Genomic DNA, 18,325 nt, shown 5'->3' with positions numbered 1-18,325 from the left:
TCCGGCATACCGGGCTCACCCGCTGACACCGCGCGGGAGAGAGGGGTGGCGACACCCCCGCCGAAGGCGCAACCGGCCCCCGGAAACGCTCAGGCACAAGGGACCGCGCGGAACAGGGGACTCTGGAAAGCCCGGATGGCGCAAGCCTGATGGCACCGACGGAGCAAGGTGCCACCCGCATGGGTGGGCCGCATCTCTCAGGTACACGGACAGAGGGGGGCCACGGACCAACGCCGGCGCAAGCCGGTGGCGATGGAGCAACCGTGGCCGATTCGAACGAGACGCTTTTGCACACCCCGCTCGATGCCCTGCATCGCAGCCTTGGTGCGCGCATGGTGCCCTTTGCCGGCTATGCCATGCCGGTGCAGTACCCGGCCGGGATCATGGCCGAACACAATGCCACCCGCACGGGCGCGACATTGTTCGACGTGTCGCACATGGGCCAGGCGATGCTGGCGGGTCCCGGCGCCGCCACGGCCCTGGAACGCGCGACGCCGGCCGATATCCAGGGGCTGAAGCCTGGCCGCCAGCGCTACCTGCTGCTGACCACCGATGATGGCGGCGTGCTGGACGATGCGATGGCCGCGACGGTCGCGCCCGACCTGATCTTCCTGGTGCTGAACGCCAGCCGCAAGCACCTGGACATTCCACGCATCGCATCCTTCCTGCCGCCCGATGTGTCGCTGACGCCCCTGCCCGATCGTGCGCTGCTGGCGTTCCAGGGGCCGAAGGCGGCCGCATTGCTGGCGCCACATGCGCCGGCGCTGGCGGCACTGAGTTTCATGGGCATCGCCACGACCACGCTGTTCGGCCAGGAGGTCATCGCCAGCCGCAGCGGCTACACCGGCGAGGATGGTTACGAGATCAGCGTCGCCGCCGATGGCGCCGAGGATTTGGCGCGCGCCCTGCTGGCCCTGGATGGGGTGATGCCGGCCGGGCTTGGCGCGCGCGATTCGCTGCGCCTGGAAGCCGGGCTATGCCTCTACGGCCAGGACCTGGACGAGACGACCAGCGCGGTCGAGGCCGGGTTGGTCTGGACCATCGGCAAGCGCCGCCGCACCGATTGGGATTTCCCGGGTGCGGCGCGGGTGCGCGACGAAATGGCCAATGGCCCGGCCCGCCGCCGCGTCGGCATCGCCATCGACGGACGCCAGCCGGCCCGCGCCGGCACGCCGATCCATTTGCCGGACGGGCCGCAGATCGGTGTCGTCACCTCCGGCGGCTTCGGCCCCGCGGTGAACCGCCCGATCGCCATGGGCTACGTGCCGCCTTCGGCGGCCGTCGATGGCACCGCGCTGCACCTGATGGTGCGCGGCAAGCCGGTGCCGGCGACTGTCGCCCCCCTGCCCTTCCATCCCCATGGTTACCTCCGTTGAAAGGCCCCGTCATGCTGCGCTTCACCAAGGATCATGAATGGGTTCGCCTGGACGGGAAGATCGCCACCGTCGGCATCACCGACCATGCGCAGACGGCGCTCGGCGACGTGGTCTTCGTCGACCTGCCCGAACCGGGGCGTGAGGTCGCCGAGGGCGAGGCCTGCGCCGTGGTCGAAAGCGTCAAGGCGGCGTCGGATGTCTATGCCCCGCTGGCCGGGCGCATCACCGAACACAACCCGGCTTTGGCCGATGACCCGTCGCTGGTGAACAGCGACCCCGCCGGCGCCGGATGGTTCTTCAAGATGGAACTCGCCAATCCCGCCGCGGTCGAGGAACTGATGGACGAGGCCGCGTATCTGGCACTGGTGGAGATGCTCTGATGAACGCGCTGGCCCCGACCGCGCTGTCGCGTTTTTCCGCCCTGTCGGACCATGGCGCCTTCATCGCCCGCCACATCGCGCCGAGTGCGGCCGACCAGGCGGCGATGCTGCGCAGCATCGGCTGCGACAGCCTGGACCAGATGGCCGCCCGCACCGTGCCCGCCGCCATCGCCGGCGCCGATCTTTCGGCGATCCCGGCCGCGGCGAATGAGGCCGAGGTGCTGGCGGAACTCGCGGGCCTTGCCGCGCGCAACCGATCGGACATCCTGTCGCTGATCGGCCAGGGCTACCACAACACCCATGTGCCCCCCGTCATCCTGCGCAACGTGCTGGAGAATCCGGGCTGGTACACCGCCTATACGCCCTACCAGGCCGAAATCGCCCAAGGGCGGCTGGAGGCGCTGGTCACTTTCCAGACCATGATCGGTGACCTGACCGGCCTGCCCGTCGCGAATGCCAGCCTGCTGGACGAAGCGACCGCGGCGGCCGAGGCGGTGGCGCTGGCCCATGCCGCGTACAAGGGCAAGTCGGACACGCTGCTGGTCGCATCCGACCTGCATCCGCAGACCCTGGCCGTGGTGCGGACGCGCGCGGAACCGGTCGGTATCACCGTGGTTGTGGCCGATCCCGATGACATCGTCGCGGCTTGTGCCGCCCAAAAACCCTTTGCGCTGCTGCTACAATATCCCGGCACGACCGGTCAGGTGCGCGACCTGCGCGCCGAGATCGCGGCGGTGCAGGCGGTCGGCGGCCTCGCGGTGGTCGCGGCCGATCCGCTGTCGCTCTGCCTGCTGACCCCGCCGGGTGAGATGGGCGCGGATATCGCGGTCGGATCGACGCAGCGCTTTGGCGTGCCGATGGGCTATGGCGGGCCGCATGCCGGCTACATGGCGGTCAAGGACGGGTTGAAGCGGTTGCTGCCGGGCCGGTTGGTCGGCGTCAGCGTCGATGCCGCCGGCAGGCCCGCGATGCGGCTGGCCTTGCAAACGCGCGAGCAGCATATCCGCCGTGAAAAGGCGACGTCGAACATCTGCACCGCCCAGGTCCTGCTGGCGGTGATGGCGGCGATGTATGCCGTCTGGCACGGGCCGGAGGGCCTGCGCCGCATCGCCGAACGCACCCGCCTGGCCGCCGCGATGCTGGCGGAGGCAGCGCGACGCATCGGTTTCGAACCGCTGCATGATGAGATTTTCGATACCGTGACTCTGGTGGTCGGCGATCGCGCCGATGCGCTGATCGCCGCGGCCCTGCTGCGCGGCATCAACCTGCGCCGCGTCAATGACGCGACCGTCGCCATCAGCACCGACGAGACGGTGACCGAGGCGATTGTCGCGAAGCTGGTCGATGCCATGGCCGAGGTTGCCGGCGAGCCAGCGCCGGCGCTGGACACGCTGACCCTGCCGGCCCCCGGCCCGCTGGTGCGCAGCAGCGAATTCTGCACCGCCGCCGTGTTCCACGCGCATCGGTCGGAACACGCGATGCTGCGCTACCTCAAGCATCTTGAGGACAAGGACGTCGCGCTGAACCGCAGCATGATCCCGCTGGGGTCCTGCACGATGAAGCTGAACGCGACGGCGCAGATGATGCCGATCACCCTGCCCGGCTTCGCCACCATGCATCCCTTTGCGCCGACGGATCAGGCGGCCGGGTATCGCATCCTGGTGGAACGGCTGTCGGCCTGGCTCTGCACCGCGACGGGGTTTGCCGCGGTGTCGTTGCAGCCGAATGCGGGTAGCCAGGGCGAATATGCCGGGTTGCTCGCGATCCGCGGTTATCACCACGCGCGCGGCGACGTGCAGCGCGATGTCTGCCTGATCCCGTCCAGCGCCCATGGCACCAATCCGGCCTCGGCCGTGATGGCGGGGATGCGGGTCGTGGTCGTCGGCTGCGATACCGATGGCAACGTCGACCTCAAGGATCTGGCGGCCAAGGCGGCGCAGCATGGCGACCGGCTGGCGGCGCTGATGGTCACCTATCCCTCGACCCATGGCGTGTTCGAGGAAGGCATCCGCGAGGCCTGCGCCATCATCCATGGCCATGGCGGTCAGGTGTATATGGATGGCGCCAACATGAACGCGCAGGTCGGGCTGACCAGCCCGGCCTCGATCGGCGCCGATGTGTGCCACCTGAACCTGCATAAGACCTTCTGCATCCCGCATGGGGGCGGCGGTCCGGGTGTGGGCCCCATCGGCGTCGCGGCCCATCTGGCGCCGTATCTGCCGAACCATCCGGAGAATGCCGAGGCCGGGCCGGAAACCGGCTACGGCCCGGTGTCGGCGGCGCCTTACGGGTCGGCGGCGATCCTGCCGATCCCCTACGCCTATATCCGGCTCATGGGGCCGGATGGGCTGCGCCAGGCGACCCAGGTTGCGATCCTGTCTGCCAACTACATGGCCCAGCGCCTCGCGCCGCATTACCCGATCCTCTACCGGGGCGCGCAGGGCATGGTGGCGCATGAATGCATCCTGGATTGCCGTGGCTTCCAGGCCAGCGCCGGCGTGATGGTCGAGGACATCGCCAAGCGTTTGCAGGACTACGGTTTCCACGCACCGACCATGTCCTGGCCCGTCACCGGCACCCTCATGGTCGAACCGACCGAGAGCGAGCCGCTGGCCGAGATCGACCGCTTTTGCGACGCCATGATCGCGATCCGCGCCGAGATCGCCCGCGTCGAGGCCGGCACCCTGGATCGCGCCGACAACCCGCTGAAGCACGCCCCCCACACCGCCGAGGAAGTAACCGGCACCGCCTGGCCGCACGCCTACAGCCGTGAGGAAGCGGCCTTCCCGCTGCCTTATATCCGCGCGGCCAAATACTGGCCGCCGGTGAAGCGGGTCGACAACGTCTATGGCGACCGCAACCTGGTCTGCACCTGCGCGCCCCTGGAAGCCTACGCCCAGGCCGCCGAGTGACGGAGCGCGTGCCCGGCTGGGCGGTGCTGTCCGAACGCAGCATCGTCCAGGACCGCTGGCTCGACCTGCGGGCGCAGCGTTGCCAAACGCCCGATGGCGCGGTGCTGGACCCCTTCTATGTCCAGAAGCACCCCGACTGGGTGCATGTCGTGGCGCTGACGCCGGATGATGGGATCGTGCTGGTGCGCCAGTGGCGCCAGGGGTTTGGTGCCTGGCTGACCGAACTGCCCGGCGGCGTCATCGATGCGGGCGAGGCGCCCGACACCGCCGGCGTCCGCGAGTTGCTGGAGGAAACCGGCTTTGCCGGCCAGGACATCCGCCACATCGGCGCCCGCGCGCCAGAACCCTCCAAGTTCAGCAACAGCATCCACACCGTGCTGGTCCTGGGCGCGCAACGCATCGCCGAACCGCATCTGGAACCGGGCGAGACCCTGACGGTCGAGGTCGTGCCGCTGCGCGACGTCATGGCGGCTTTGGCGACGGGCGGCGGCATCGGCAGCGCGACCCATGTCGCCGGGCTGTATTCGGCGATGGCTGCGATCGGGCGCCTTTCGCTGGCCTGAAACGGCCGTCGAATATTTTTCTGCGTGGCCGCGGAACCACAGACGCCGTCACGACGAATCATCATCAGCAGGGTCGCAAAGCCCAGCCCGATTGCCCCGCCATCCCGGCCGGGCTCGCTGATGAGATGGAATACAGTCATGATCCGCACCACGACGCTTGCCGCCGCCCTGATGCTTGCCCTGAGTGGCGTCGTTGCTTCGGCGCAGAGTGCCACACTGGTTCAGAACGGCAACAACACCGACATCGTCTACGCGCCCGGCATGCCCGCGACCCAGTTCGGCGGCGGCATCCTGCGCGGCACGCAGGACGGCATGAACTCGATGCAGACCTACATGGCCGGCGCCTTCAGCCAGGCCCCGCGCGCCGCCCGCCTGGTCGGCAGCGGCGAGAATGTCGAGGTCATCTACGATACCGCCCCGCGCGGCTGAACGGCATGGTGACAGGGGGCTGGCACCCCCCTGTCACGAAGGGCTGGCATCCGCACCTGCTGCGCCGCACAATGCAGCGGTGATCGCACAACCCACCCATCCGCGGCCGGTCATCGGCGTGTTCTCTGGCCCCATCGGGGCCAGCAGGACCGCGCGCCTGCTGGAACTGGCCGCGCGCGACCGCCGCATCGGCGGCGTGGTCAGCCCGCAGGAAGGGGCCACGCGCTGGTTCCGCGACCTGCGGGACCTCGCGGCCGTGCCGATGGATGCCAGCGCCGAGGCGCCGGAGGAGGCGGTCCAGATCGTCGGCCGCTTCCGCTTCCGCGCCAGCGCCTTCCGCTGGGCGGCGGTGCGGATGGAGAATGCGCTCGGCGACGAACGCCTCGGCACCATCGTGCTGGATGAGATTGGCCCCCTGGAACTGCGCGGCCTGGGTTTCGCGCCCTGGCTGCCGGGCTGGATCGACGGATACGCACCCCGCCTGCTGCTGGTCGTGCGCGACAGCGTGGTGCAGGACGTCGCGGATCGGTTTGGCTTCGTGCCGGATTACCGGCAGGGGTAGGCGGCCGTGCCGGATTTCGGGCTGGAACACGCGGCCGGCGGGCTGGTCGCCGGCGTGGACGAAGCCGGGCGCGGACCTTTGGCCGGACCGGTCATGGCCGGCTGCGTGTTGTTTTTCGCCGCGCCCGACGCCGAACTGGCGGTCATGCTCGACGACAGCAAGCGGTTGAGCCCGGCACAACGCCAGTTCGCGCATGACGCCCTTTGGGCCGCGGCCCGTGCCGGGGTGTTGCGCGCCGCGGTCGGCGCGGCGTCGGCCACCGAGATCGCCCAGCGCAACATCCTGGGCGCCACGCATCTGGCGATGTCGCGGGCGGTGGCGCGGCTTGGGCTGCGGCCCGACCTGGTGCTGGTCGATGGCAATCGTGCGCCGCCCCTGACCGTGCCGGTGCGCTGCGTGATCGGCGGCGATGGCATCAGCCTGTCGATCGCGGCGGCCTCCATCCTGGCGAAAGTGACGCGGGACCGCTGCATGGCGCGGCTGGGGGCGCGCTGGCCGGCCTATGGCTTTGCCAGGCACCAGGGGTATCCGACAGCCGCCCACCGGGCGGCGCTCGCCCAAACCGGCCCCTGCGCGCATCACCGCCGCGGCTTCGCGCCGGTGGATGCCGCCTGGGCGGCACAAGGTTCCGCTTGACGCCGCGACTCGGGAGACTCATGGTCGGGTCGGCCGATTCGCATCGGTGAATCAAGGGGTTCGACGTTTGGGCATCGCGCGCGATTTACCGCTGGACGAGATCTTGTGTGGCGACAGCCTGGACATGTTGCGGTCCCTGCCGACCGCATCGGTGCATGCGGTCTTCGCCGACCCGCCCTACAACCTGCAACTGAAGGGCACCTTGCGGCGCCCGGACGACAGCCTGGTCGATGGCGTGGACGACGCCTGGGACCGGTTCGACGATCTCGCCGCCTATGACGCCTTTACCCGCGCCTGGCTTACCGAATGCCGCCGGGTGCTGCGGCGCGATGGCACCATCTGGGTGATGGGTGCCTATCACAACGTGTTCCGCCTGGGCGTGGCGTTGCAGGACCTGGACTTCTGGATCCTGAACGACGTGATCTGGCGCAAGGCCAATCCGATGCCGAATTTCCGCGGCCGGCGCTTCACCAATGCGCATGAGACGCTGATCTGGGCGTCGCGCGAACAGGCCAGCAAGTATCGCTTCAACTACCAGGCGATGAAGGCGCTGAACGACGACACGCAGATGCGCAGCGACTGGTTCATCCCGCTGTGCACAGGCAACGAACGACTGCGCGATGAGGCCGGGGCGAAACTCCACCCGACCCAAAAGCCCGAGGCGCTGCTGCATCGGGTGATCGTGTCCTGCACCGCGCCCGGCGAGGTGATCCTGGACCCCTTCATGGGCACCGGCACCACGGCCGCGGTCGCCAAGCGGTTGGGCCGGCGCTTCATCGGGATCGAGCGCGAACCCGCCTATGCCGCCGCAGCCCGCGCCCGGGTCGCTTCCATCACGCCGCTGCCGGAATCCGCCGCCCTGGCCCTGCCCGCGAAACGCGAACAGCCCCGCCTGCCCTTCGGCAACCTGGTCGAACGCGGGCTGGTGCCGCCCGGCGCCCGGCTGACCGACCGGCAGCGCCGCTGGTCGGCGGAGGTCGGGGCCGATGGCACGCTCCGCTGCGGCCGCGCCACCGGGTCGATCCATGCGGTCGGGGCGGCGGTGCAGGAAGCCCCATCCTGCAACGGCTGGACATTCTGGCATGTGGAGACGGCCGGCGGTGGCCTTCGCGTGCTGGATGCCTATCGGGAAGAGGCGCTCGCCGCCCAGGCCTGATGCCTGCAACCCAGTCGTCCAAGCGGCGTTATCCCTCCACGCCGGCAGTATCGCCGGACGGATGCACAGGAGAGACCCGATGGGCAGCACTGGTGACAAGATCAAGGGCCTGGCCAATGAGGCCGCCGGCAACATCAAGCAGGGCGTCGGCAAAGCAGTCGGCAACGAGAAATTGCAGGTCGAAGGCGCCATCCAGGAAAAGAAGGGCGAGGCCCAGCAGGCCGTCGCCGACGCCAAGGACGCCGTGAAGAAGGTCGTCGACAAGGCGTGATCAGCCCGGGGGGTGGCGCCAGCCGCCCCCCGATTGTCGTTTTGCCACGCTTTCGCTAGGGGTTTCTGTAGCGGCCGGTCAACGGTCGACGCCGGAGGAAACCTTGCGATGATCCGCCTTGCCACGCTTGCCTTGGCCGCATGTCCGCTATTCGTGGGCGCCGCCCAGGCCCAGACCCAGATCACCATCCAGCATCCGCTGCCCTTGGCCAGCCACTACGGCGCCGGCGCCACCGCGCTGAAGGACAGCCTGGAAGCCGCGACCGGTGGCCGCTACCGCGTCACCATCCAGCGCAATGACAATGAGCGCGAGATGATCGAAAGCGTGCAGATCGGCACGCTGGACTGCACCGTCACCTCGACTGGCCCAGTCGGCAATTTCGTGCCCGAAAGCCGCGTCTTCGACGTCCCCTTCCTGTTCCGCAACACCGTCCACGCCCGTGGCGTGCTGGATGGCGACATCGGCCAATCCGTGCTGGCGCGGTTTTCCGCGCGCGGCATGGTTGGCGTGGTCTGGATGGAAAACGGCTTTCGGCACCTGACCAATTCGCGCCGCGAAGTGAATGCGCCGGGCGATGTGCGCGGGTTGAAGGTCCGCACCATGGAAAACCCCGTGCATATGCGCGCCTTCCAGACCCTGGGCGCGCTGCCGACGCCGATGGCGTTTTCCGAACTCGTGCCGGCCCTGCAGCAGGGCACGGTCGATGGCCAGGAAAACCCGATCCCGGTGATCGTGGCGAACAATCTGAACCAGGTGCAGCGCTATCTGACCCTGACGGGCCACGTCTATTCCCCGGCCATCCTGATCTGCAATCCTGGCACCCTGGCGCGCATGACGCCGGCCGACCGCGCCGCCTTCCAGGCCGCGGCCGTCGCCGGGCGCGATGCCAACCGGGCCCGCGTCACCGCCGATGAGACGACCGGCGTCGAGGAACTGCGCCGCCGCGGCATGACCGTGACGGTCGAAGTCGATCGCGCGCCGTTCCAGACCGCGCTGGCCCCGGCCTTCACAGTCTATGAGCGGGAGATGGATGGGGCGCTGCTGCGCCGCATCCGCGACTGGCAGCCGCCGAACTGATCCCGTGGGATCGGCGATGAACACGGGACCGTTGCAGGCCATCGCGGCCGGCACGGTCCTGCTCGTGCTGGCGGCGCTATTCGCCGGCGCGCGGCTGCGCGGGGCCGTGCTGGCGGCCGACCGCTGGTTGACCGGCATCGCCGCCACCGGCGCCTGCCTGGCGCTGGCGGTCGCGTGTTTCGCCGGCATGTGGCAGGTCATCGCGCGCTTCGCGACCGAAACGCCGTCGATCTGGTCGGAGGCGATGGTCCGCACCGCCTTGATCTGGATGGCCTTCCTGGGACTGTCCGTCGCACTGCGCACCGGATCGCTCGTGTCCATCGACGTCGCCCATCGCTTGAGCCGTGGCGCGATCCGCCGGGGGCTGGAGGCCGGCGCATTGGCCGCCAGCGTATCACTGATGGGCGTCTTGTTCTGGTTCGGCTGGACCATGGCCCAGCGCGTAAAATTCCAGGAAATGGCGGGGCTGGAGGTCTCCATTTCCTGGGGCTACGCCGCCGTGCCGGTGGGGGCCGCCTTCGCCATCGTCGGCGCCGTCGCGCATTTCCTCGACCGTCGCTCGGAAGAATTGGAAGCCGCGGTATGAGTGGCGTGATGTTGACGGTGATGCTGGTGCTCTTCGCCGCCAGCGTGCCGGTCGCGGTGGCGATCGGGCTGGCGGCGATCATCGGCATCCAGGGCTGGACCAATTTCCCGCTGATCGTCGCGGCCCAGCAATTGTACGTGGCGCTGGACAAGTTTCCTCTGGCGGCCATCCCTTTCTTCATCCTGGCGGGGAATCTGATGGATGTCGGCGGCATCTCCCGCCGGCTGGTGCAATTCGCGCAATCCATCGTGGGCGGGGTGCAGGGTGGGTTGCCGGCGACCTGCGTCGTCACCTGCATGATCTTCGCCGCGATCAGCGGATCGTCGGTCGCGACCACCTTTGCCGTCGGCACCATCATGATCCCGGCGCTGATCCGGCACGGCTATCCCGTGGGCTTCGCCGCGGCCTTGCAGGCGACGGCGGCGGAGCTGGGGGTGATCATCCCGCCGTCGATCCCGATGATCCTCTATGGCGTCACCACCCAGACCTCGATCCCGGAATTGTTCATCGCGGGGTTCGGCCCGGGGTTCCTGATCGGCGGCGCGCTGATCGCGACCGTGCTGGTCTGGTGCCGCATCGCCGGCTGGGGCAAGCGCGACGGCGATGGGCGGCTGCCTTTTTGGGTCGCGACGCGCCAGGCGGGTTGGGCGCTGCTGATGCCGGTCGTGGTGCTGGGCGGCATCTATGGCGGCATCACCACGCCGACCGAGGCCAGCGTCATCGCCGTCTTCTACGCCATCCTGGTCGGCGTGTTTTTGCATCGGGAGATCAAGCCGCGCGACCTGTACCCGATCTTCCGCAAATCGGTGATCAGCAGTTCGGTCATCATGTTCATCATCGCCTGTGCCGCGGTCTTCTCCTTCCTGCTGAATCGCCAGGGCGTGCCGGACATCGCCGCGGCCTGGCTGGTCGCGACGTTTGACGGCGCGGGGTGGTTCCTGCTCGGCGTGAACCTGTTCCTCTTCGTCGTCGGCATGTTCGTCGAAACCACCGCCAGCATCATCGTGTTGGCGCCGATCCTGGCCGAGGCCGCGCAGCGCTTCGGCATCGACGGGGTGCATTTCGGCACGATCATGGTGGTGAACCTGGCGCTGGGCATGATCACGCCGCCCTTTGGCGTGAACCTGTTTGCCGCGGCCCAGGTGGCGCGCTGCGGCGTCGATGAGATGATGCGCTACCTGGTCATCTTCATCGGCGTCATCTTCGCCTGCCTGATGGTGATCACCTACGTGCCCTGGATCACCCTGACGCTGCCCCATCTCGTGTTCCGGTAAGGATTTTTCATGACCGACATCAAGGACTGGCCCGCCTATAGCGGCGCCCTGCGCGAACAGGGCAAGGCGATGTCCGCCCTTCACCCTGAACTGGTGAAGGGGTTTTCGGCCCTCAGCGCCGGGGCGGCCAAGACCCAGTTCCTGGATGCCAAGACGCGCGAACTGATCGCGCTTGCCGTCGCCGTCACCACCCATTGCGACGGCTGCATCGATGCGCATGTCCGCAAGGCCCAGGCGGCGGGCGCGACCAAGGGAGAGATGGCCGAGGCGCTTGGCGTCGCCGTGGCGCTGAATGCCGGGGCGGCCTTCACCTATTCGCTGCACGTGCTGGACCGCGCCGGCGATTAAAGGCCATGCTTCCCCCCAAGGGCGAAACAATGCCCAGGGAGGACAGTGCATGCGTCGTATCTTCGCGGCTCTGCTGGCGTTGGGGGCGATGATCGCGCCCGCGCAGGCGCAACCGGCCAGGCATTGGGTGACAAGCTGGGCGGCCTCGGTCCAGGGCCCCTACCCCATCGGCAATCCCTCGGCGCAGCCCGACCAGCGCTTCGCCTTCCCGACCCCCGCGACGGGCGCCAATGACCAGAGCCTGCGGCTGATCATCCGCCCCTCGATCTGGGGGCGCGAGGCGCGGTTGCGTTTCACCAATGCCCTCGGCACCCAGCCCTTGACCTTGGATGGCGTGTTCGTCGGCTTGCAGCAGGGCGGCGCCACGGTGATGCCCGGCACCAACCAGCCGGTCCGCTTCGGCGGCGAGGCCCGCGTGACCATCCCGCCGGGTGGCCAGGCCTGGAGCGATCCGGTGGCCCTGCCCTTCGCGCCGATCCCGACAATGCCTTGCTGTCAGGCCGGAAACTGGCGGTCAGCCTGCATGTGGTGGGCACCAGCGGGCCGATGACCTGGCATGCCAAGGCGCTGCAAACCTCCTTTGCGACCGCCCCCGGTGCCGGTTCGCGCGGGGCCGAGGAGGCCGAGGCCTCCTTCCCCCACCCCACCGCCTCCTGGTTCTTCCTCGATGCGCTGGACATGACGGCGCCGGCGGGGACGCCCGTGATCGTGGCCTTTGGCGATTCGATCACCGACGGCACGGCATCCACCATGAATGGCGATGACCGCTGGCCCGATGTGCTGGCGCGGCGGCTGCCGATGAACCGGGTCGCCATCGTCAACGCCGGCATCGGCGGCAACCAGGTCGTCGGCCCCGCCGTCTATTCGCCGCAGGACCCCTTCCCCGGCGGGCCTTCGGCGCTGATGCGGTTGGAGAGGGATGCGATCAGCCTGTCCGGCGTCACCCATTTCATCTGGCTGGAAGGCACCAACGACTTCAGCCGCAACGGCAATGCGACGGCCGAAGCGGTGCAGGAGGGCATGCGGACCGGCGTCGCCCGGCTGCGTGCCGCGATCCCCGGCATCCGGGTGATCGGCGCGACCGTCACCTCGGCCTTGGGCAGCACCAGTGCGGCGCATGGCTTTGCCGAACAGGATGCCAAGCGACAGGCGCTGAATGCCTTCATCCGTGGCAGCGGCGTCTTCGATGCGGTGGTGGAATTCGATACCGCGACCTTGGACCCGGCAACGGGGGGCATGCGGGCGGAATTCGTGCCGGAGTCCACGACCGGCGGCCCAGGCGACAGGCTGCACCCGAACCGGGCGGGCTATGTCGCCATGGGGTATGCGTTTGACCTTGGGGTCCTGGGGCTGCGCTGACGCAGCCCCAGGCCGGGGTTACTCGACCGCTTCGGGTTCCTTCTCCGGCTCGCCATCCGGCCCGGCTTCGGGCTTGGGCAGGGCCGGGGGCGGAGCTTCCGTGTAGTCGAAGGCCAGCGCGCCGTCCTTCAACTGCACTTTTACCGAGCCACCCTTCACCAGGCGGCCGAAGAGCAGTTCCTCGGCCAGCGGCTTCTTGATCGTCTCCTGGATGACCCGCGCCAGGGGGCGAGCGCCATACAGCGGGTCATAGCCACGTTCGGCCAGGTATTCCCGGGCGGCCGAGGAGAGTTCGATCGTGACGTTGCGGTCGGCCAGTTGCGCTTCCAACTGCATCACGAATTTGTCCACAACCCGGCCGACGATTTCCTGCGTCAGCGCGCCGAAGGGCACCACGGCATCCAGGCGGTTGCGGAATTCGGGGGTGAACATGCGCTTGATCGCATCCTCATCCTCACCCACCCGCGTTTCGCGACCGAAGCCGATGGTGGGCTTGGCCATGTCGGCCGCGCCCGCGTTGGTGGTCATGATCAGGACGACGTTGCGGAAATCGACCGTCTTGCCGTTGTGATCGGTCAGTTTCCCATGGTCCATGACCTGCAACAGGATGTTGTAGAGGTCCTGGTGGGCCTTCTCGATCTCATCCAGCAGCAGCACCGCGTGGGGATGCTGGTCGATGCTGTCGGTCAGCAAGCCGCCCTGGTCGAAGCCGACATAGCCCGGGGGCGCGCCGATCAGCCGACTGATGCTGTGGCGCTCCATGTATTCGGACATGTCGAAGCGGATCAGCTCGATCCCCAGCACCTTGGCCAGTTGCTTGGCGACTTCGGTCTTGCCGACGCCGGTCGGGCCGCTGAACAGGTAGTTGCCGATCGGCTTCTCCATGTCCCGCAACCCGGCGCGCGACAGCTTGATCGCCGCCGACAGGGTCTCGATCGCCCGGTCCTGGCCGAAGACCATGGACTTCAGGTCACGATCCAAGGTCCGCAGCGTCTCCTTGTCGTCGGACGACACCGACTTGGGGGGGATGCGGGCGATCTTGGCGACGATGTCCTCGACGTCCTTCAAGGTCACGGTCTTGCGGCGCTTGTTCTCGGGCACCAGCATCCGGGAGGCACCCACTTCGTCGATCACGTCGATCGCCTTGTCCGGCAGCTTCCGGTCGTGGATGTATTTGGCCGAGAGTTCCACCGCCGCCCGGATGGCTTCCGGCGTGTAGCGGACCTTGTGGTGCTTCTCGTAGTTGGTCTTGAGACCCTGGAGAATCTTGACCGCGTCCTCGACCGAGGGCTCGTTCACGTCGATCTTCTGGAACCGCCGGACCAAAGCGCGGTCCTTCTCGAAGTGCTGGCGGTATTCCTTGTAGGTGGTGCTGCCAATGCAACGCATCGTGCCCTGGGCCAAGGCCGGCTTCAGCAGGTTGGAGGCATCCATCGCCCCGCCCGAGGTCGCGCCGGCGCCGATCACCGTATGGATCTCGTCGATGAACAGGATGGAGCCCGGCTGGGCTTCCAACTCATTCACCACGGCCTTCAGCCGTTCCTCGAAATCGCCGCGGTAGCGGGTGCCGGCCAGCAGGCTGCCCATGTCGAGCGCGTAGATCGTGGACTTGGCCAGGACTTCCGGCACGTCGCCCTCGATGATGCGCTTGGCCAGGCCCTCGGCGATCGCGGTCTTGCCGACGCCGGGGTCGCCCACATAGAGCGGGTTGTTCTTGGTCCGGCGGCAGAGGATCTGGATCGTCCGCTCGATTTCGGGATCGCGCCCGATCAGCGGGTCGATCTTCCCGGCCTGGGCCTTCTTGTTCAGGTTCACGCAGTAGTTGGTCAGCGCGTCCTGCGCCTTGCCGCGGGCGGGGCGTTCCTTTTCCTCGGGCTCCTCGCCGGGGCCGTTGCCACCTTCCTTCTGGCCGGTGGGCGGGCGCGCCTGGCTGCGGCCGGGCGACTTGGCGATGCCGTGGCTGATGAAGTTCACCGCGTCCAACCGCGTCATATCCTGCAATTGCAGGAAGTAGACGGCATGGCTCTCCCGTTCGGAGAACAGGGCCACGAGCACATTGGCGCCCGTCACCTCATCCTTGCCGGAGGATTGGACATGGATCGCCGCCCGCTGCACCACGCGCTGGAAGCCGGCGGTGGGCTTGGGCTCGGCGCCGCGATCGGAGACGAGCCCCGCGAGATCCTTGTCCAGGAATTCGCCCAGGTCCCGTTTCAGCCGGTCCACATCCACGCCACAGGCGCGCAGGACGGTGGTGGCGTCGGTATCCTCGGCCAGGGCAAGCAGCAGGTGTTCAAGCGTCGCGTATTCATGTTTGCGGTCGTTGGCCAGGCCAAGCGCCCGGTGGAGCGTCTGTTCGAGGTTGCGGGACAGCATCGGCAGGCTCCCCTGAAGGGCCCACCGCGATCACGCGCCGCGATGGTCCCAGTGTCGTATCTTACGCATGTTGGCGCGGTTCCCTTACTGTTTTAGGCCTTGAAACCGTCATGGACGCCATTCAATGCGTAAAATGTCGGATCACGACCTTGGGAACCCCACCCGGTAGTCCACCTCGAATCGAGCAGCTCACTCTTTTTCGATGGTGCACTGCAGAGGATGCTGGTTTTGCCGCGCAAGGTCCATCACCTGCGTCACCTTGGTTTCGGCGACCTCGTAGGTGAAAACCCCGCAAACCCCGACGCCGCGGCGATGCACATGCAGCATGATCCGCGTCGCCTCGTCGCGGTTCTTCTGGAAGAAGCGTTCGAGGACATGCACGACGAATTCCATCGGCGTGTAGTCGTCGTTCAGCATCAGCACCTTGTACATCGCCGGCTTGCGGGTCTTGGGCCGCGTGCGGACGACGACGCCGGTGCCGAGGCCGTCGCCATCCTTGCCGCCGTCCTTGCCCCCGTCTTTTCCGCCGCCGTCTTTTCCGCCGCCGTCCTTGCCGCCGCCATCCTTGCCGCCGTCCTGGCCAGCCGCGCGCGAAAGGCCCGGGCGCATGCCGGGCGGTGTCTCATCGGGCTCAGCGCCGGGTCCGGCGTGCCTGATCGGGTCTTCGAAGTGTTCGTTCATCGCCTTGCTGTCGGCCTTGCTGTCGGACGCGGTCCACACGCTGTTTCCGGCGGCCAACCCGCCGGGTATCTGCCAGCCCGCGGCCCGTCTTGCGTCGCATCATATCGGGACGCGAGGGGCCGCGGAAAGGGCTGTGCGTGTTTCCGCGTGAATCCGCCATGCCGGCGGCGGGTCAAACACAAAAGCAGCGACGGCCGCAGGGTCACCCCAGCGGCCGTCGCCTTACTCTCGGCAATGAAGCGCGTGATCAGGCCGCGAGCGGCTTGGTCACCTTTTCCATCGCGGCGGTCGCGCGGGCGGTGATCGGGGCGGCGGCGGTCTCGACCAGCTTCAGGGTCGCTTCCTGCAGCTTGGCGGTCTCGCTCATCGCCTTCTCAAAGCCGGCCTTGGCGAAGGCGGACTGCACGTCGGCGGCTTCCTTCAGCGACTTCACGGCGGCGAGCGCCTTGGCACCCTCCATCGCGTGCTCGGCCAGGCCCTGCACCAGCGCCAGGGTCTGCTTGCTCAGGTCCTGCACGCCGGCCATGTAGGTCTGCGTCGCCTTGGTCAGGGCTTCCACGTTGCCACGGCCGAATTCGGCAGCGTCCTGGGCCGCCTTCATCAGGTCTTCAGAGGACTTCGTGGCCTTCGCCACGCCATCTTCGATCGCCGCACGCGCCTTGCTGGCGCCATCTTCAAAAAACTTCTTCGCCTGGACAGTGCTGTCCTGCACAATCTTCTTCGCCTGCTCGGCGCCAGCGGCGGTCGCGTCGGTCGCGATACGGGCCACTTTTTCGGTCGGGGTCGTCTTCGTTTCAGCCATGGTATTCTCCATCACCTTTGGTCTTTGCGGGCGCGGCCGAAATGGCCCGAACCCGTACTGCAGCCAGTTCTTTGCTGCACCGCAGCACGACCCTGATATGCCTGCCCCTCGGACGCGGCGCAAGAATTATTTTGCACTGCACCATGAACATCTCGGGGCGCAGACCCCAAGGCGCCTCCCGACCGACACCAGCCCTGGGCAGCAAAGCCTTGAAGACTCGTGATGTTCCCCGCACGTTCCCGATGACGCGCCGCCGGCGCATGGCTAGGCTGCAACCTGCAGGTGTCCGCTGGGGGCGGATACCGGGGGCATGTCCTGCCCCCGTGGGTGGGGGCTCGCGGGCTTATAATGACCATGCGACGTTTGTTTTTCATCGCCAGCCTTCTGGTTGGCGCCGGATCCGCCCTCTGGGCGAAGCCGGCGGCCGCCCAGATCGGCAGCGCGCGCTACAGCGCGATCGTGCTCAATGCCCGCACCGGAGAGGTGCTGACCAGCGCCAGCCCGGATGAAGCGCGCCATCCGGCGTCGCTGACCAAGATGATGACCCTATATATGGTGTTCGAGGCGCTGCGCGACGGCCGGCTGCGGCTGGACCAGCGCATCGCCATGACCGACTCCGCCGCGGCGATGCCGCCATCCAAGCTCGGCCTGCCGGTCGGCGTGTCGATCACGGTCGAACAGGCCATCCTGGCCCTGATCACCAAGAGCGCCAATGACGTCGCGGCCTTGCTCGGCGAAACCCTGGGCGGTTCCGAATATCAATTCGCGCAGGCCATGACGACGCGGGCCCGTTCGCTCGGCATGTCGCGCACGACCTTCCGCAACGCCTCCGGCCTGCCCGACATCGACCAGATCACCTCGGCGCGGGACATGGCGACCTTGGGTCGCCGGCTGTTCATCGATTTCCCGCAGCGCTACGCCTATTTCGCCACCGTCCATGTCAGGATGGCGGGGGTGCAGTTGCGCAACCACAACCGGATGCTGGACAGCTACGCCGGCGCCGACGGCATCAAGACGGGCTTCATCAACGCCAGTGGCTTCAACATCGTGACCAGTGCCGAACGCGACAATGTGCGCCTGGTCGGCGCGGTGTTCGGCGGCGAGTCCTGGTACGCGCGCGACCTGCACATGGCGGCGCTCCTGGACCAGGGTTTCGCCGCATCCGGCGTCGCGCCGCGCAGCGCGGTGATGGCGGCGCGCCCTGCCCCACGCCCAGCCTTCGTCGCCCGGGCCGAGGCCGCGCCCGCGCTGCGGACGGTCGCCATCCGCCCCACCGCGGCGCCCCCGTCGGCCGCCGCACGGCGCGCGGCAGCGCCGACCGCCGCCCAGCGGCGGGCAGCCACGCGCGCCGCGGCCGCGCCACAGCGCGCGGCACCGGCACGCCAGGCGCCGGCCGCGCGGGCCGCGGCCACGCGTCCGCGGGCGGTCGTTGCCCCGACGGCGCGCGCGGTCGTGCCGCCCCCCCGGCCGCCGCGCCAGGCCGCGGCCACGGGCCGCTCCCCGGCAGGCTGAAACGGAAAGGCCGAGGGAAGCAGGTCCT

The 18,325-nt window shown here is 68.2% G+C and carries 19 protein-coding genes and 2 riboswitches; of the genes, 16 read left to right on the top strand and 3 right to left on the bottom strand.

The genetic code is table 11. The features are described from left to right. The first annotated feature begins 23 nt into the window (after positions 1 to 23). A riboswitch (glycine riboswitch) is annotated at positions 24 to 116 on the top strand. A 4-nt stretch (positions 117 to 120) separates the two neighbouring features. Beyond that, positions 121 to 215: riboswitch (glycine riboswitch) on the top strand. A gap of 48 nt (positions 216 to 263) precedes the next feature. The 15 genes from gcvT to ACQW02_RS07905 all read left to right on the top strand — a co-directional run bounded on the left by gcvT (position 264) and on the right by ACQW02_RS07905 (position 12,929). Continuing rightward, on the top strand, positions 264 to 1,376 hold the full coding sequence (gene gcvT, locus ACQW02_RS07975) for a glycine cleavage system aminomethyltransferase GcvT (RefSeq protein WP_431284735.1): 1,113 nt from the start codon (positions 264 to 266) through the stop codon (positions 1,374 to 1,376). An 11-nt stretch (positions 1,377 to 1,387) separates the two neighbouring features. Then, positions 1,388 to 1,756: a glycine cleavage system protein GcvH gene (gene gcvH / locus ACQW02_RS07970; protein WP_431284734.1), complete on the top strand. Its 369-nt coding sequence runs from the start codon at positions 1,388 to 1,390 to the stop codon at positions 1,754 to 1,756. Next, positions 1,756 to 4,668, top strand: coding sequence for an aminomethyl-transferring glycine dehydrogenase (gene gcvP / locus ACQW02_RS07965; protein WP_431284733.1), 2,913 nt, complete (start codon positions 1,756 to 1,758; stop codon positions 4,666 to 4,668). The genes gcvH and gcvP overlap by 1 nt, the downstream gene beginning before the upstream one ends. Continuing rightward, positions 4,665 to 5,231: an NUDIX hydrolase gene (locus tag ACQW02_RS07960; RefSeq protein WP_431284732.1), complete on the top strand. Its 567-nt coding sequence runs from the start codon at positions 4,665 to 4,667 to the stop codon at positions 5,229 to 5,231. Before gcvP ends, ACQW02_RS07960 begins: the two co-directional genes overlap by 4 nt. Positions 5,232 to 5,369: 138 nt before the next feature. Beyond that, positions 5,370 to 5,660: a hypothetical protein gene (locus ACQW02_RS07955; RefSeq protein ID WP_431284731.1), complete on the top strand. Its 291-nt coding sequence runs from the start codon at positions 5,370 to 5,372 to the stop codon at positions 5,658 to 5,660. 79 nt (positions 5,661 to 5,739) lie between these two features. Next, the gene (locus ACQW02_RS07950) at positions 5,740 to 6,222 is read left to right on the top strand and encodes a hypothetical protein (RefSeq protein WP_431284730.1); all 483 of its coding nucleotides are present in this window, start codon (positions 5,740 to 5,742) and stop codon (positions 6,220 to 6,222) included. Between the two features lie 6 nt (positions 6,223 to 6,228). Then, on the top strand, positions 6,229 to 6,858 hold the full coding sequence (locus ACQW02_RS07945) for a ribonuclease HII (RefSeq protein WP_431284729.1): 630 nt from the start codon (positions 6,229 to 6,231) through the stop codon (positions 6,856 to 6,858). A 124-nt stretch (positions 6,859 to 6,982) separates the two neighbouring features. After that, positions 6,983 to 8,014, top strand: a complete 1,032-nt coding sequence (locus ACQW02_RS07940) for a site-specific DNA-methyltransferase (RefSeq protein ID WP_431284728.1) — start codon at positions 6,983 to 6,985, stop codon at positions 8,012 to 8,014. 79 nt (positions 8,015 to 8,093) lie between these two features. Beyond that, positions 8,094 to 8,285, top strand: coding sequence for a CsbD family protein (locus ACQW02_RS07935; RefSeq protein ID WP_431284727.1), 192 nt, complete (start codon positions 8,094 to 8,096; stop codon positions 8,283 to 8,285). 108 nt (positions 8,286 to 8,393) lie between these two features. Next, positions 8,394 to 9,362 (top strand): TRAP transporter substrate-binding protein DctP, encoded by a 969-nt coding sequence (gene dctP / locus ACQW02_RS07930; protein ID WP_431284726.1) that lies wholly within the window; start codon positions 8,394 to 8,396, stop codon positions 9,360 to 9,362. A gap of 16 nt (positions 9,363 to 9,378) precedes the next feature. After that, entirely contained in the window at positions 9,379 to 9,948 is a 570-nt protein-coding gene (locus ACQW02_RS07925; protein ID WP_431284725.1) for a TRAP transporter small permease, read from the top strand. After that, positions 9,945 to 11,222, top strand: coding sequence for a TRAP transporter large permease (locus ACQW02_RS07920; protein ID WP_431284724.1), 1,278 nt, complete (start codon positions 9,945 to 9,947; stop codon positions 11,220 to 11,222). Before ACQW02_RS07925 ends, ACQW02_RS07920 begins: the two co-directional genes overlap by 4 nt. A gap of 18 nt (positions 11,223 to 11,240) precedes the next feature. Beyond that, complete coding sequence (locus ACQW02_RS07915) at positions 11,241 to 11,570, top strand: carboxymuconolactone decarboxylase family protein (protein ID WP_431285875.1); 330 nt, start codon at positions 11,241 to 11,243, stop codon at positions 11,568 to 11,570. A gap of 49 nt (positions 11,571 to 11,619) precedes the next feature. Continuing rightward, positions 11,620 to 12,120, top strand: coding sequence for a hypothetical protein (locus ACQW02_RS07910; protein ID WP_431284723.1), 501 nt, complete (start codon positions 11,620 to 11,622; stop codon positions 12,118 to 12,120). Further along, complete coding sequence (locus ACQW02_RS07905; RefSeq protein ID WP_431284722.1) at positions 12,060 to 12,929, top strand: GDSL-type esterase/lipase family protein; 870 nt, start codon at positions 12,060 to 12,062, stop codon at positions 12,927 to 12,929. Before ACQW02_RS07910 ends, ACQW02_RS07905 begins: the two co-directional genes overlap by 61 nt. An 18-nt stretch (positions 12,930 to 12,947) precedes the next feature. On the opposite strand, the gene clpA is transcribed toward ACQW02_RS07905, so the two are convergent. The 3 genes from clpA to ACQW02_RS07890 form a co-directional block, all read right to left on the bottom strand. Further along, on the bottom strand, positions 12,948 to 15,302 hold the full coding sequence (gene clpA / locus ACQW02_RS07900) for an ATP-dependent Clp protease ATP-binding subunit ClpA (RefSeq protein ID WP_431284721.1): 2,355 nt from the start codon (positions 15,300 to 15,302) through the stop codon (positions 12,948 to 12,950). Between the two features lie 189 nt (positions 15,303 to 15,491). Beyond that, the gene (gene clpS / locus ACQW02_RS07895) at positions 15,492 to 15,911 is read right to left on the bottom strand and encodes an ATP-dependent Clp protease adapter ClpS (protein WP_431285874.1); all 420 of its coding nucleotides are present in this window, start codon (positions 15,909 to 15,911) and stop codon (positions 15,492 to 15,494) included. A gap of 319 nt (positions 15,912 to 16,230) precedes the next feature. Further along, positions 16,231 to 16,785 (bottom strand): phasin family protein, encoded by a 555-nt coding sequence (locus ACQW02_RS07890; protein ID WP_431284720.1) that lies wholly within the window; start codon positions 16,783 to 16,785, stop codon positions 16,231 to 16,233. A 354-nt stretch (positions 16,786 to 17,139) separates the two neighbouring features. On the opposite strand from ACQW02_RS07890, the gene ACQW02_RS07885 reads away from it, so the two are divergent. After that, a complete protein-coding gene (locus ACQW02_RS07885) occupies positions 17,140 to 18,297 on the top strand; it encodes a D-alanyl-D-alanine carboxypeptidase family protein (protein WP_431284719.1) in 1,158 nt (385 codons plus the stop codon). Positions 18,298 to 18,325 lie beyond the last annotated feature (28 nt).

The organism is Humitalea sp. 24SJ18S-53 (genome assembly GCF_050632385.1).
In the GTDB taxonomy this organism is placed as follows: domain Bacteria; phylum Pseudomonadota; class Alphaproteobacteria; order Acetobacterales; family Acetobacteraceae; genus Humitalea.
The sequence above is the reverse complement of the archived record's forward strand: the minus strand, read 5'-3'. Positions and strand labels throughout refer to the sequence as shown.

Excerpts from the sequence above, each read along its gene's own strand:
- gcvH (WP_431284734.1), top strand. The coding sequence starts at position 1,388 with ATGCTGCGCTTCACCAAGGATCATGAATGGGTTCGCCTGGACGGGAAG.
- gcvP (WP_431284733.1), top strand. The coding sequence starts at position 1,756 with ATGAACGCGCTGGCCCCGACCGCGCTGTCGCGTTTTTCCGCCCTGTCG.
- ACQW02_RS07955 (WP_431284731.1), top strand. The coding sequence starts at position 5,370 with ATGATCCGCACCACGACGCTTGCCGCCGCCCTGATGCTTGCCCTGAGT.
- ACQW02_RS07940 (WP_431284728.1), top strand. The coding sequence starts at position 6,983 with ATGTTGCGGTCCCTGCCGACCGCATCGGTGCATGCGGTCTTCGCCGAC.
- ACQW02_RS07935 (WP_431284727.1), top strand. The coding sequence starts at position 8,094 with ATGGGCAGCACTGGTGACAAGATCAAGGGCCTGGCCAATGAGGCCGCC.
- dctP (WP_431284726.1), top strand. The coding sequence starts at position 8,394 with ATGATCCGCCTTGCCACGCTTGCCTTGGCCGCATGTCCGCTATTCGTG.
- ACQW02_RS07925 (WP_431284725.1), top strand. The coding sequence starts at position 9,379 with ATGAACACGGGACCGTTGCAGGCCATCGCGGCCGGCACGGTCCTGCTC.
- ACQW02_RS07920 (WP_431284724.1), top strand. The coding sequence starts at position 9,945 with ATGAGTGGCGTGATGTTGACGGTGATGCTGGTGCTCTTCGCCGCCAGC.
- ACQW02_RS07910 (WP_431284723.1), top strand. The coding sequence starts at position 11,620 with ATGCGTCGTATCTTCGCGGCTCTGCTGGCGTTGGGGGCGATGATCGCG.
- clpA (WP_431284721.1), bottom strand. The coding sequence starts at position 15,302 with ATGCTGTCCCGCAACCTCGAACAGACGCTCCACCGGGCGCTTGGCCTG.
- clpS (WP_431285874.1), bottom strand. The coding sequence starts at position 15,911 with ATGCGCCCGGGCCTTTCGCGCGCGGCTGGCCAGGACGGCGGCAAGGAT.
- ACQW02_RS07890 (WP_431284720.1), bottom strand. The coding sequence starts at position 16,785 with ATGGCTGAAACGAAGACGACCCCGACCGAAAAAGTGGCCCGTATCGCG.
- ACQW02_RS07885 (WP_431284719.1), top strand. The coding sequence starts at position 17,140 with ATGCGACGTTTGTTTTTCATCGCCAGCCTTCTGGTTGGCGCCGGATCC.